This window comes from Bacillus sp. PS196 (assembly GCF_037963555.1).
GTDB classification, from domain to species: domain Bacteria; phylum Bacillota; class Bacilli; order Bacillales; family Bacillaceae; genus Bacillus; species Bacillus subtilis.
In genome coordinates, this window is record NZ_CP150159.1 from 761984 (window position 1) to 774666 (window position 12683).

Here is a 12683-nt window from a genome sequence, read left to right on the forward strand (position 1 = left end):
CAGATATGGAAACAGTGCCGAAGAAGGGAGATGCACCTGTTCTCACCGCTGGAAAAGGCATCAGCTGGATGGCTGCGCTCAAACGGGACAAATGGCTTTATCTTCTTCTTATTCCCGGTCTGCTTTATTTCTTGATTTTCAAATACTTGCCGATGTGGGGTGTGCTGATCGCTTTTAAAGACTATTCGCCATATCTCGGCTTCTGGAAAAGCGAATGGGTCGGCTTTGATTATTTCAAAGACTTTTTTATGAATCCGGATTTTTTCCGGCTGCTGCGCAACACCCTCATGCTGGCGAGCCTGGATCTTTTGTTTGCCTTTCCCGCGCCTCTCATTTTGGCCCTGCTTTTGAATGAGGTAAGAAAGGCCGTGTATAAAAGATGTATCCAAACCTTTATTTACGTACCACATTTTGTATCATGGACAATTGTGGTCAGCATCACCTTCGTTTTTTTTACTGTCGATACAGGTGTGATCAACAAAATGATCATGAGCCTGACAGGTGAGCAGATTTCTTTCTTGTCGGATGCAGACTGGTTCCGGCCGATGATTGTGATGCAAAGCATTTGGAAAGAGACAGGCTGGGGAACGATTCTATTTTTGGCAGCGCTTGCTACGGTTGATCAAGAGCAGTATGAAGCGGCCATCATGGACGGAGCGGGGCGGTTCAGGAGAATGTGGCATATTACGCTGCCGGCGATAAGAAGCACCATTATCGTTTTGTTGATTTTAAGAATCGGCAGCTTTTTGAATCTTGGCTTTGAACAGGTGTATTTGATGACGAACTCACTCAACCGCAGTGTGGCTGACATCTTCGACACGTATGTGTACATGATGGGGATTACCCAAGGGGCGTATAGCTACAGCACGGCGGTCGGTTTGTTTAAATCAGTTGTCGGGATTATCTTGATTTTTGGCGCCAATTACATTGCGAAAAAGTTTGATCAGGAAGGATTGTTTTAGAGGAGGGAGAGGTATGGCTGAAATTCACACGATGCACAACACCAAAGCCGGACGGGTGTTTGACGTCTGCAACATTCTGTTTCTCGGCGGTGTCGGCGCGATTACCATTTTGCCGTTTTTATATATTATCGCCGGTTCCTTTGCGACAGAAGCGGAACTTGCCCAGCGGAGCTTCTTTATTTTCCCGAAAACCTTTACACTTGATGCTTACAAGTATGTGTTTTCGACACCGACGTTCCTTCGAAGCATGGGCGTGTCCATCTTCATCACGGTGGTTGGGACGGCTGTACAGCTGTTTTTTACCTTCACGATGGCGTATCCGCTGGCGAAGCGGCATGTGAAGGGACGGAATCTGCTGTTGAATCTGGTGATTTTCTCCATGCTGTTTTCAGGCGGCATGATTCCGACGTACCTTGTCGTAAAATCACTTGGCCTTTTGGATACGTATTGGGCATTGATTCTGCCGATGGCGATTAATCCGTTCAACCTTATTATTATCAAAAACTTCTTTCAGCAGCTGCCGCGCGAGCTGGAGGAATCAGCAAAAATAGACGGCTGTTCCGAAATCGGAGTCTTCTGGCGGATCGCCCTGCCACTGTCAAAGCCGGTTATTGCGACCTTTGCGCTGTTTTATGCGGTCGGGATTTGGAATGATTTCTTCCACGCTCTCTTATATATCAATGACAGTGCAAAATGGCCGCTGCAAATGGTGCTTCGCCAAGTCACGATTTTATCGGATTTAACGGCGACCAATGGCGATACGATGCAAAATGCCGTTCCGCCGGAGCAGGGAATTAAACTCGCTGTCATTGTCATTGCAACGCTGCCGATTTTGGCGGTCTATCCATTTTTACAAAAACACTTTGCAAAGGGAATGCTGATCGGTTCGGTGAAAGGCTGAGAAAGGGAGTGTTTCATATCAGTACATTAGATCAGATTAAGATTGCCTATATTGGCGGGGGGTCCCAAGGCTGGGTCAGAAGCCTGATGAGTGATTTGTCGATTGATGAACGTATGTCAGGCACGGTGGCGCTCTATGATCTTGATTTTGAAGCCGCTCAGAAAAATGAAGTGATCGGCAATCACAGCGGGAACGGCAGATGGAGATATGAGGCTGTTTCTACTTTGAAAAAGGCGTTATCAGCCGCGGATATCGTCATTATTTCCATTTTGCCGGGATCACTGGATGATATGGAAGTCGATGTCCACTTGCCTGAGCGCTGCGGTATTTATCAGTCTGTAGGTGATACTGTCGGGCCTGGAGGGATCATCAGGGGCTTGCGTGCTGTGCCGATATTTGCGGAAATTGCCCGGGCAATAAGAGACTACGCACCTGAATCATGGGTCATTAATTATACAAACCCGATGTCTGTCTGTACAAGAGTGCTGTATAAAGTGTTTCCCGGCATCAAAGCGATTGGCTGCTGCCACGAGGTATTCGGGACGCAAAAGTTATTGGCGGAAATGGTCACGGAAAGGCTGGGGATTGAGGTGCCGCGGCGTGAGGATATCCGCGTTAATGTGCTCGGCATTAACCATTTTACATGGATCACAAAAGCCTCTTACCGCCATATTGACCTGCTGCCTATATTCCGTGAATTCAGCGCGCACTATGGGGAATCAGGATATGAGCTGGAGGGGGAAAGCTGGAGGGACAGCGTCTTTTGTTCGGCACACCGTGTTGCGTTTGATTTATTTGAAACGTATGGCTCCATCCCTGCTGCGGGAGACAGGCATCTGGCAGAGTTTCTTCCCGGCCCATACCTCAAACAGCCTGAAGTATGGAAATTTCATCTCACACCTATATCATTCAGAAAACAAGACAGAGCTGAGAAACGACAAGAAACAGAACGGTTGATCGTGCAACAACGGGGCGTTGCTGAGAAAGCTTCGGGAGAAGAAGGCGTGAACATCATAGCGGCTCTTCTCGGATTGGGTGAACTCGTCACAAATGTAAATATGCCGAATCAAGGCCAGGTCTCAAACCTCCCTATACAAGCCATTGTCGAAACAAACGCATTCATCACAAGGAACCGTGTCCAGCCGATTTTGTCCGGAGCGCTTCCGAAAGGTGTGGAAATGCTGGCGGCTAGGCATATATTCAATCAGGAGGCAGTGGCGGACGCAGGTTTAACAAAGGATACTGGCCTCGCGTTTCAAGCCTTCCTCAATGACCCGCTTGTCAAGATTGATCGCAGTGATGCAGAGCAGCTTTTCAATGACATGCTCCAATGCACCATGCAACGTTGAGCGGAGCTTTTCCGGTTTAGAAAAGAAACCATTGACCATACTGATAGTATTATCAAGAAGTAGGTGCTATCAATATGGGAAATTATTTAAGTGTTGCGGTAGAACTGGTCTGCGGTTTAGGCATTTTATTTATCATCTTAAAGCTTCTCGGGAAAACCCAATTTTCTCAAATTACGCCGTTTGACTTTATCTCTGCTTTAATTTTAGGAGAATTGGTCGGAAATGCCGTTTACGATCATGAAATCAAGATCAAAGAAATTATTTTTGCTTCGCTGCTGTGGGGCGTGCTGATTTATATTATTGAATTTATCACGCAAAAAATGAAATCATCGCGGAAGTTCTTGGAGGGTGAGCCGAATATCGTCATCCGCAAAGGGGAGCTTCAATATAAAGTATTGAAGAAAAATAAGATGGACATTAACCAGCTGCAAAGCCTATTGAGGCAAGCTGGGAGCTTTTCGATTCAAGAAGTAGAATATGCGATTTTGGAAACAAACGGGATGGTCAGCGTGCTTCCAAAATCAGACTTTGACAAACCGACCAATAAGGATTTGCAGATTCCTTCGAAGTCTGTTTCCCTGCCGATCACTTTAATCATAGATGGAGAGATTGTCCGGGATAATCTGAAGGAAGCAGGTGTGGATGAACAGTGGCTGAAGCAAGAATTGAAAAAGAAGAACATTGATAAGACGGAGGACGTGTTATTTGCAGAATGGCATAAAAATAAGCCGCTGTATACCGTAACATACGAACAAAGCAGATCAACATGACTCTTAGAAAAAAGCTTGCAGCAAGGCGCAAGCTTTTTATTGATTGTATGTCCCTTGTTTGACAGCACGTACATGGTACATGCTCACTTCAGTGCTGATCAGATAGTCAGGCTTTGGTTTGCCTTTGTTTGCTTTATGGCCGGCGATATGCGCATCGCTTTTTTCCCATTGCTTCCAGTGATCCTCTGATTCCCAGCGAATCATGACAACAACTTCTTCATCACCGCGGCGCACATTTTTCTCAAGCACTGTCACATCAATTAAACCTTCTTGTTTTTCAATGATTCCTTCAGCGCTGAAACGTTCTATGACTTTATCTGCAAAGCCTTCTTTAACCGTCATTTTTCTCAACTGTACAAACATTTGTCTCACTCCAATCATTCTCACATATGAATAATTGTAAATGAAATTCATTCTCAATGTCAAAGAAAGCGCAGGGCGGAATCGAACCGCCGTGCGCAACAGTTTATTCTTTTAATAAAAACACATTTCCGTCTTCGTCCTTAAATTGAACGAAGGTGCCCCACTCCATTTGATTGGGCTCACCGAGAAATTCTACACCGTTTGTCTTCATTTTCTCGTATGTACCAAAGATGTCTTCGCATTCAAACACAATAGAAGCCTTCATTTGCTCTGAGCCTTTCATCATGGCTTTCGGGTAAATGACTAAACGAGTCTCGGCCCCTTTTGGCGCAACCTCCAGCCAGCTTGCTTCAGGTCCCATTGGGTGGTCCGCTGCAATATCAAAGCCTACCTTCTCTGTCCAAAATTGCTTCGCTTTCTGCTGGTCCTCGACATATACAGCAACAGTGCCAATTTGTTTGATCATAGGGAAACCTCCAAGTTGAAAAGATAATAATACTATAACCTGTTTACGGCCGAAGTAACATAAAAAAATCAGCCGGGAAACCGGCTGATTTTTAAAATGAGCAGCTGACAACATCGATGTGATTTGTGTCTAAGGCGAAATAAACCCAGCGGCGCCGTGAGGAATCCCAATAAAAGCCGCCGACGGATCTTCTGCCAAGGATAATTGGGTAGAACCAAAATGAGCGGCCATTGGTTAACCAAACATAGGTAAATCGGAAAAGGCAAGGACGAATGGTGATTGGTTCAACTAACAAAACGGCTCCTTGAGAACCCTGCGGTTTTGGGGGTTTCGCTGGTATTTGGGAAGGAGGAGGTCCCTGCGGCGCACCGCCGAAGCCTGGGCTGGCACCGCTGCCAAAGCCTGGAACAGCGCCACCGCCAATGCCAGGGCCGGAGCCGCCGCCAGAGCCCGGAACAGCGCCGCTGCCAATGCCAGGCCATGGATATCGGTATTCATATTCAAAAGCAGGCCAAGGCTCATAAAAATGCCCCGCAAACATATAAGGATCAACATAATACATGTGATAACGTCCTTTCTCATTGTAAACTGTACATTGCAGTTTATGCGGGCGGACTCTTATTGGTGCATTCGCCTAAGGATATGAAGCTGGAATGCTCTCAGAGAGCAGAATCATTTGATTTTTCTCTAGTCTTATTCACAATTCCGATTTATCATTTTATAATGAAAGTGCTTCTATTACGAAAAAGGAGACAGACCGTGAATATCGATCAATTATTATATCAATATATCATAGACAACACTGCGGATATTACTGAGAAATGGTTCAGTTTGCGTTGCCAGCTAAAAGGCGAGCTATATTCCGCCAGCCATTTAAGTGAAGAAACGAAAACACTTTTAACCGAGCAGCATACATTTACCAATATAACAATCGCAAGCGCATTTCTGGAGGATCAAACCGATTTTCAAGAAAACATGACAAAATGGGCGCAAAACGTTGCGAAAAACAGGGTAGAGCAGGATGTTCAAGTGCATGAGGTCGTAGAAGCCATATCCAATTCAAGAATCTCATTCTGGGACGCAGTCGCCACATTTATAAAAGAGAATCAGGAGATTGTGACAAATGAGGATGCAGACCGATGGAACCGCATTGTGAATCAGTCGTTCGATAAGCTGATTATTGAATTCTCCGAGCAGTACCAAAAATTCATGCTGATGAGGCTTACATCTCAGCAGGAACTGATCTCAGAGCTTGGCTGCCCGGTCATTTCCATTGCCGATGGAATCGGGATATTGCCGCTTATCGGCTCCATTGATACAAAACGGGCACAGGTCATTTTAGAAACAGTGCCGGTCCGCTGTGTCGAGAGAAAAATCACAAGCCTCGTCGTTGATCTTTCGGGTGTTCCGATTGTGGATACCATGGTGGCTCAGCAATTGTACAACCTGTCTAAAACACTTTTCTTATTAGGCGTCAAAGCCGTATTTTCAGGAATTCGCCCGGATGTGGCCCAAACATCGATTCAATTGGGGCTTGATTTTAGTGAATATGAAACGTACGGCACGCTGAAGCAGGCATTAGAAAACATGGGTGTCCGCTGTATTGTTGAGGAATTGGAAGAAAACAAATAGGAAGTTTCCAGGCATATGATTGTCCGTCACCGGGTGATCATATGCCTTTTTGATTTGAACAGAAATCACCATTGATTTATCGAAAAAAACATAATATTATAATTCTTATAAGAATACTGTGAATTAAAACCTATTCAACAGGGGGGAAGGTCTTTTGGTTTCTAAATCAACGATTGATCCGGAAGTGATTGAAAAAATCATCAGCTCGCTGGAAACACTCGATTTCGGCACGGTTCAGATTACGGTTCATGATTCTCAGATTACCCAAATTGAGAAAATAGAAAAGCACCGTTTTTCGCTGAAAAGGAAAGAATCAAAATGATAATGTAAAGGGCGTTTGTTTTCATTAAATTCTCCTTAAAACATATACATATTTCATCCAATTTTTATATAATAGACCTTTAAGATCATTTTTTAGGAGGATTTTTGACATGCAAGCTACGGTTCACGAGAGTAAGCAATCGATCATGCAACGCATTTTGACAGTCTTTGTCTTCACATTGCTGATCGCGACTGTCGGCCTTTTTATCGGCCAATTTGTTCCTGTCGCTTTGATGCTGCCGCTTTCTATTCTTGAAGTGGCGATGATTATTCTGGCCTTCTGGATGCGCAGAAGAAAAGCGGTCGGGTATGCGTTTGTATATACATTCGCGTTCGTTTCCGGCATTACCTTATTTCCGATCGTCAGCCATTACGCTTCCATCGCCGGCGCCTATGTCGTGCTCGAAGCCTTTGGCTCTACATTTGTCATTTTTGCCGTCTTGGGCACAATCGGCGCAAAAATGAAGAAGGATTTATCCTTCCTGTGGTCGTTTCTGCTGGTTGCGGTGCTCGCACTCGCAGTGGTAGGGATTTTCAACATTTTCAGCCCGTTAAACTCAGCGGCGATGATGGCGTATTCCGTGATCGGAACCATCGTCTTTTCCCTTTACATTTTGTATGATTTGAACCAAATCAAACACCGCCACATTACGGAAGACTTGATTCCCGTTATGGCGTTATCGCTGTACCTTGACTTTATCAACTTATTCATCAACCTGCTCCGCTTCTTCGGCATTTTGAGCAGTGATGATTAATGAAAAAGCGCCTGTCATTGGATAGGCGTTTTTTGCCATACACAAAAAGGCAGGTGGAGTATTGATGAAAAAACAAATGGGCGCATATGCATCTCTGGCAGCTGCTATGGCAATCGTCGGCAGCTCTGTCGTTGTCGGCAAGCTGATGGTCGAACGGATTCCGGTCTTTCTTTCCTCCGGATTGCGGTTTTTGATCGCTTCTGTCGTATTGCTCACGCTGCTGTTTTGCATTGAAAAAGGGTTTCCGGCTTTGACGAAAAAAGATGTGTTCGTATTGCTGGTGCAATCATTCACAGGCGTGTTTTTGTTCAGTATTTGCCTGCTGTATGGGGTTCAATATACTACGGGAACGGAAAGCGGCATTTTGACAAGCACAACCCCCATGGTGATCGGTATTTTATCCTTTTTCCTGCTTAGAGAAAAAATTGAGAAAAAGACGCTGATCGGCATTTTGCTGTCGGTTTGCGGCGTAATGGCGATTAATTTGTTTGGAGCGGGGAGCCAAGACGGGACGCCGCACGCCTTATTCGGGAACATGCTGATCATTGCTGCAGTCATTGGCGAAGCGTTGTTTACATTGATGGCCAAGCTGCTATCCCCGCATATTTCGGCACTGGCGATTTCGACCTTCGTATCGCTCTTCGGCTTCCTGTTTTTTCTCCCGTTTGCTTTGTTTGAGGCCTCTTCATTTGATTACAGCGTGCCGACTGTTTTGGATTGGTCGTATGTGCTGTATTACGCGCTTTTTGTCACTGTTTTGGCGTTTTACTTATGGTATAGCGGGGTGACGAAGGTGCCGGCTGGGGTGTCTGGCATTTTCACATCCTTTCTTCCGGTCTCTGCTGTCATTTTGGCAGGCGTGATATTGAAGGAGCCGTTTGAGCTTGTGCATTTGATTGGCATTGTATGTGTCATCGGCGGCATATTTGTTACGGTCATAAAGAAAAAACAGCCGGATGCGTATCCGGCTTCAGAAGAAAAGACGCTGTAGCCTGTCCAAATCGGACGGGTTTTTTAGTCTTTAAACACGCTCAGCCTTTCAAAAAGATCACCAAGCATCTTTACGAACATGTCTTTTTCCTCGTCGCTGTAGTTTTCCATGACCGCTGAGATTTTGCTGAAATGGCCGGGCAGAAATTCCTCAAGGCGTGCTTTGCCTTCCGTTGTCAGTTCAATGCTGATTTTTCGTTTATCCTCTGTGTGATGCCTGCGGCTGACAAAACCGTCCCTCGCCAGCCCGTCCAGCAGGCCTGTAATCGTCGCTTTCGTGACGTTTGACTGTTTGGCAAGCTCTGTCGGACTTAACCTATGATCCTTGGCATCAAAGAGCAGCATCAGGATTTTGAATTTTCCTTCTGACAGCCCTCGGCCAGCAAAGTAATGCTCCATCACATGATTCATTTTTTTTGAAATATCAAAAAGAGATAAAAACAATTCAAGAGAGCCGGCGTCAATATTGGCATACGTTTCGGCGTGCTCTGTTATATGCTTATATTTCGGTAAATGTTTTAATTCCATCGCAAGTAGCTCCCGTACATTCGTTGTGACACGATTATAAAGGAGGGAAAACCATAACGCAACTTGGCTTGGAGATGATTGACAGCTTTTCTTGGGACATAGTAAGGTAATATAATTAGGCACCTAACTAATACACATAGAGCTGAAAAGGTGGTTATTTATATGAAACATATGTTAATTGCAGGAGGCGGCATCGGCGGCTTGTCAGCGGCCATTTCTCTCCGTAAGGCAGGGTTTTCCGTCACCTTATGTGAAGCGGCTTCAGAAAACCGAAAAACAGGTGCGGGGATTCTTCAGCCGCAAAACGCACTGGCGGTGTTGAAAGAACTGGGCGTATTCGAAGAGTGCTGTAAGCACGGCTTTCAAACAGAATGGTTTAAAACGTTTGATGAACAGGGGAATTTGCTGTTTCAAGTCAGTGAATCCTTTTTAGACGATTCACTTCCAGGACGCAATAATATCCTGCGCAAAACGTTAAATGACATTCTCATGAAGCATGCCGAGGCGGCGGGTGTAGACATCAAGTGGGGGAAAAAGGTTGTCGCTTATGAAGAAACTGCTGAATCGGTCACTGCCTTATGTGAAGATGGAGAAAAGATGCAGGCTGACATTCTGGCGGGCTTTGACGGCATTCACTCTGTTGTTCGCGATAAGATGCTGCAAAAGGAGACGGAAAAAGAGCATCTCGGCATGGGAGCGTGGCGCTTTTATATCGAACTTCCTGATTACACATTCGAGGACGCAACATTCATGTATAGAAGCGGAGACACACAAATCGGGGTGGTGCCATTGGCGGAACACGCTGGCTATGTCTTCGTCCTCCAGCCTTGCACGAGCGATTACTGGGATGAGGAAGATACCCGGTTTGATAGAGTAAAAGAGGTTCTTTCTGGTTTTCCGGGGCTGGATTTTGTTACAAAGCACATGTCAAAACAGCATCCTGTCATCTTTAACAAACTGGAGCAGGTCGCCGTGCAGGAGCCATGGCATAAAGGCCGCGTTGTCATCGGAGGAGACGCTGCCCACGCCGGCGCGCCGACCCTGGCGCAAGGAGCGGCAATGGCGATCGAGGATGCCATCGTCCTCGCCGAAGAACTCCAAAACCACGCCGACCACGAAACAGCATTACAGGCGTACTACAAAAGAAGAGCCCCACGAGCGCTCAAAGTCCAGAACCTATCATCGGAAATCGTCCGCCGCGGGCTGAAAGGAGAGCCGGGAGCGGAAGAACTGATTGGGGAGTGCTATGCGGTGTTGAGGGAAGGGTATTAAATAGGAAAAGTCCAGAAAGTGATTTCTGGACTTTTTAGTCTTGCTCTGTTTTGTGGCGTATCCGTTCGATCTTCCAAGTCGTCTAGGTATATAATTATATAAAAACTGAATAATCAATTTTTCATTATGGTAATTTAAGTTATTTTGTGATACGATTTTCACATATTTCGTTTATGAGAAATTATCTGTTAGACGTTTAAAAAGGGGGGGATAGTTTGCGGATACAGAAGGTACTGTACAAACGAGATGATAGTATTGAGGAAATTTATTTAAATGAAATAGAATCCAGAGATGATATAGAATTAATCAAGAGAAATCTATTCTGTGCTTTTGGAGGTTGTTCGGCTAAGATGGAGTATGTACCAAGAGGAGTAAGGGTAGCACATTTCAGAACATGGCCAAAAGTTGATCATACGGAAGACTGTAAAGATTTTTTCAAAAGAGAGGAGAAGAGGAAGTCTAAAAAAAATCTAGCAACGACTTCTGCAAGGTTGACAGATAAACATATTAATAATGTATTGAAAAATCTAATTAAGTATACTAATGAAACTGAGGAACAAAAACGCCTTCGATTAGAAAAACAAAGAAAAAGATATAAAGAGAAAAAAAGCCAAATAGTTGATACAACAACTAATTCATTAAATGTTTTACCAACTACGGATAAAAGTATTTCTGGAAATGTAGAAAATTCAAAAGAACCACCTGTAAAAAAACGCTATAGTATCTCTGACTTAAATGAAGAAGATTTAAATACAGCAATTGCAATTCATGATAATATCTTATCAATCAAAATAGAAGTTAGCAGAGTAGTAATATTGTTGGGGAAAGATAGATTAAAGTTAAATGTTTTTTTTGAGGAAGATTTCTTTGCTACTGCTGCTAAAAATATAATGAACATGTTTGAAGTTGTAAATGATGCTTTAGAGCAGAAACAACAATTAACTTTGGATTGTGTAGGAAATGTTGAAAAAAGAAATGGTGATCTAAGTATAGTTGTTACGGGACAAAATCATATAAGAATAAATCAAAAAACTATTGAAAGATTCACATTTGAATATAGCAATCCTAATTATAAATAAACTTTAGCCTAGAGATAAAACAATCAGAGAAAATTAATATAAAAATACTAGTATAACAAGGGACTGAATAAAAATTATCAGCCCCTTTTAAAAGTTGATTAATTTATATTCAGATTTTATTAAGTATCCGCTCAATCACCTCATGCAGCCCCTCAGGCTTATAAAACTCCACCGGTGAACTGCCTTTCTCAAACGAAATTGTCTCGGCTTCAATCAGCGCGACATAGCGCCCGTTTACTTTTGCGAGATGAATAGAATCGCCAAAATCCGCTAGCAATCCCTTAATCTCTGTTTCTCCGACTTTCATTTTCAGCTGGGCCTCTGGCGTGTGCTCGATGATTTGGGCGGAGGCTTCGATGACTTGATGGGTGTCGAGACGCTCTTGGATTTCCCGCTTTTCGCTTGCTTCCCAAATCTCAATGTCGTGCTCGAACTGCTTGAGCTCTTCGCTGTTGTCTTCAAATGTCTCGTAGACGTGCTCCTGTACCATGTTCATGACCTGATTTTTCATGATTTCCGGCATCGATTCGCCGTACTCGACGAATTTCAGAAAGTCCTCAAAATAGCGGGCGTGCGAGGCCTGATGGATTTTTAGCTCACCTTCTTCGACCATTCCTTCCTCTGGCATGTACGGGTATTGGATGCTTTTCATGTTTTTTGTCGTGATCGCCATTTCGACTTTTTTAATGAGAGAAGACGTGTCAGAGATGCGGGCGACCTTCGGCTCAAAATCACATTTCATAATAAAGACAAATGACTCGTCAAAGTATTTTCTCGGTACGGCCGAAGCGACGAGAAACACGCCGCCGCGAACCGCGCTTGTGTCAAGGTACGTGCGGACGAACTGCTCGCTCAGCTCATTGAAGTCTTCTTTTGTTTCCGCCAGACGAGCGCGGTTGAACATGTTGTAGTTTGGGTTGGAATCGAGCTCGTGGCCGGGCTCGACGATAAAATGGCCGATTTTCGTCGGCACCTGCTCGGACTGCGGATGGCGGTCGGCTTTCCGTTTGACGATTTTTTTCAGTTCCCCGTCGAGAAAGTCCTTTAGCTCGCTTTCTTCAAATTCGCCCGTATCAAGGGTCTGGAAGTGCTTGAACTGCTTGTTCGCCTGCTCATCTTTGCCTTCCACCTGTATGACATAAAAGGATAAAAACCGAATTTCAAAATCCATATATAAACTCACCTTATTCGCGTATTGTACAGCTTCTCAAGTATAGAAAAAACAGCGATCATGCGTCAATTGGGAGAACGGAATAATCATGACCATGAAAGGGAAATGTAGTCAAATAGAAGGC

General features: G+C 44.4%; 14 protein-coding genes and 1 pseudogene. 10 read left to right on the forward strand and 5 right to left on the reverse strand.

The genetic code is table 11. The features are described 5' to 3' along the window. The first annotated feature begins 5 nt into the window (after window positions 1-5). The 4 genes from NST79_RS03970 to NST79_RS03985 all read left to right on the forward strand — a co-directional run bounded on the left by NST79_RS03970 (window position 6) and on the right by NST79_RS03985 (window position 3982). Window positions 6-962: a sugar ABC transporter permease gene (locus tag NST79_RS03970; protein ID WP_017695596.1), complete on the forward strand. Its 957-nt coding sequence runs from the start codon at window positions 6-8 to the stop codon at window positions 960-962. Window positions 963-975: 13 nt separating this feature from the next. Next, window positions 976-1863 (forward strand): carbohydrate ABC transporter permease, encoded by an 888-nt coding sequence (locus tag NST79_RS03975; RefSeq protein ID WP_003242715.1) that lies wholly within the window; start codon window positions 976-978, stop codon window positions 1861-1863. Between the two features lie 8 nt (window positions 1864-1871). Continuing rightward, a complete protein-coding gene (lplD, locus tag NST79_RS03980; protein ID WP_173613984.1) occupies window positions 1872-3212 on the forward strand; it encodes an alpha-galacturonidase LplD in 1341 nt (446 codons plus the stop codon). Between the two features lie 74 nt (window positions 3213-3286). Further along, the gene (locus NST79_RS03985) at window positions 3287-3982 is read left to right on the forward strand and encodes a DUF421 domain-containing protein (RefSeq protein ID WP_014479125.1); all 696 of its coding nucleotides are present in this window, start codon (window positions 3287-3289) and stop codon (window positions 3980-3982) included. A 36-nt stretch (window positions 3983-4018) separates the two neighbouring features. Here NST79_RS03985 and hmoA read toward each other — a convergent pair whose 3' ends face one another. From hmoA to NST79_RS04000, 3 genes are all read right to left on the reverse strand, one after another. Beyond that, on the reverse strand, window positions 4019-4345 hold the full coding sequence (gene hmoA / locus NST79_RS03990) for a heme-degrading oxygenase HmoA (protein WP_003243958.1): 327 nt from the start codon (window positions 4343-4345) through the stop codon (window positions 4019-4021). Between the two features lie 103 nt (window positions 4346-4448). After that, window positions 4449-4811, reverse strand: a complete 363-nt coding sequence (locus NST79_RS03995) for a VOC family protein (protein WP_003233803.1) — start codon at window positions 4809-4811, stop codon at window positions 4449-4451. A gap of 91 nt (window positions 4812-4902) precedes the next feature. Beyond that, window positions 4903-5373 carry a hypothetical protein gene (locus NST79_RS04000; protein ID WP_212059976.1) on the reverse strand — a complete coding sequence of 157 codons (471 nt, stop codon included), beginning with the start codon at window positions 5371-5373 and terminating at the stop codon, window positions 4903-4905. 197 nt (window positions 5374-5570) lie between these two features. Here NST79_RS04000 and NST79_RS04005 point away from each other — a divergent pair, with 197 nt between their 5' ends. The 4 genes and pseudogenes from NST79_RS04005 to NST79_RS04020 all read left to right on the forward strand — a co-directional run bounded on the left by NST79_RS04005 (window position 5571) and on the right by NST79_RS04020 (window position 8510). Further along, window positions 5571-6443 carry an STAS domain-containing protein gene (locus NST79_RS04005; RefSeq protein WP_032722991.1) on the forward strand — a complete coding sequence of 291 codons (873 nt, stop codon included), beginning with the start codon at window positions 5571-5573 and terminating at the stop codon, window positions 6441-6443. A 154-nt stretch (window positions 6444-6597) separates the two neighbouring features. Further along, the gene (locus NST79_RS04010) at window positions 6598-6765 is read left to right on the forward strand and encodes a YezD family protein (protein WP_003244522.1); all 168 of its coding nucleotides are present in this window, start codon (window positions 6598-6600) and stop codon (window positions 6763-6765) included. A gap of 109 nt (window positions 6766-6874) precedes the next feature. Next, on the forward strand, window positions 6875-7519 hold the full coding sequence (locus NST79_RS04015) for a Bax inhibitor-1 family protein (RefSeq protein WP_003244397.1): 645 nt from the start codon (window positions 6875-6877) through the stop codon (window positions 7517-7519). Then, window positions 7519-8510 (forward strand): annotated as a pseudogene (locus tag NST79_RS04020) (DMT family transporter). Before NST79_RS04015 ends, NST79_RS04020 begins: the two are co-directional and overlap by 1 nt. Before the next feature lie 23 nt (window positions 8511-8533). Here the strand turns inward: NST79_RS04020 and yetL are convergent. Further along, window positions 8534-9037, reverse strand: a complete 504-nt coding sequence (yetL, locus tag NST79_RS04025; protein ID WP_212059973.1) for a MarR family transcriptional regulator — start codon at window positions 9035-9037, stop codon at window positions 8534-8536. Window positions 9038-9199: 162 nt separating this feature from the next. Here yetL and NST79_RS04030 point away from each other — a divergent pair, with 162 nt between their 5' ends. Further along, entirely contained in the window at window positions 9200-10309 is a 1110-nt protein-coding gene (locus NST79_RS04030; RefSeq protein ID WP_212059971.1) for an FAD-dependent oxidoreductase, read from the forward strand. A gap of 215 nt (window positions 10310-10524) precedes the next feature. Continuing rightward, a complete protein-coding gene (locus tag NST79_RS04035; protein WP_085187062.1) occupies window positions 10525-11388 on the forward strand; it encodes a hypothetical protein in 864 nt (287 codons plus the stop codon). Window positions 11389-11497: 109 nt separating this feature from the next. Here the strand turns inward: NST79_RS04035 and NST79_RS04040 are convergent, their stop codons facing one another. After that, window positions 11498-12559 (reverse strand): DUF3900 domain-containing protein, encoded by a 1062-nt coding sequence (locus NST79_RS04040; protein ID WP_212059969.1) that lies wholly within the window; start codon window positions 12557-12559, stop codon window positions 11498-11500. Window positions 12560-12683 lie beyond the last annotated feature (124 nt).

Coding starts and splice junctions, on each gene's coding strand:
- NST79_RS03970 (WP_017695596.1), top strand. CDS start 6: ATGGAAACAGTGCCGAAGAAGGGAGATGCACCTGTTCTCACCGCTGGA.
- NST79_RS03975 (WP_003242715.1), top strand. CDS start 976: ATGGCTGAAATTCACACGATGCACAACACCAAAGCCGGACGGGTGTTT.
- NST79_RS03985 (WP_014479125.1), top strand. CDS start 3,287: ATGGGAAATTATTTAAGTGTTGCGGTAGAACTGGTCTGCGGTTTAGGC.
- hmoA (WP_003243958.1), bottom strand. CDS start 4,345: ATGTTTGTACAGTTGAGAAAAATGACGGTTAAAGAAGGCTTTGCAGAT.
- NST79_RS03995 (WP_003233803.1), bottom strand. CDS start 4,811: ATGATCAAACAAATTGGCACTGTTGCTGTATATGTCGAGGACCAGCAG.
- NST79_RS04000 (WP_212059976.1), bottom strand. CDS start 5,373: ATGTATTATGTTGATCCTTATATGTTTGCGGGGCATTTTTATGAGCCT.
- NST79_RS04015 (WP_003244397.1), top strand. CDS start 6,875: ATGCAAGCTACGGTTCACGAGAGTAAGCAATCGATCATGCAACGCATT.
- yetL (WP_212059973.1), bottom strand. CDS start 9,037: ATGGAATTAAAACATTTACCGAAATATAAGCATATAACAGAGCACGCC.
- NST79_RS04030 (WP_212059971.1), top strand. CDS start 9,200: ATGAAACATATGTTAATTGCAGGAGGCGGCATCGGCGGCTTGTCAGCG.
- NST79_RS04040 (WP_212059969.1), bottom strand. CDS start 12,559: ATGGATTTTGAAATTCGGTTTTTATCCTTTTATGTCATACAGGTGGAA.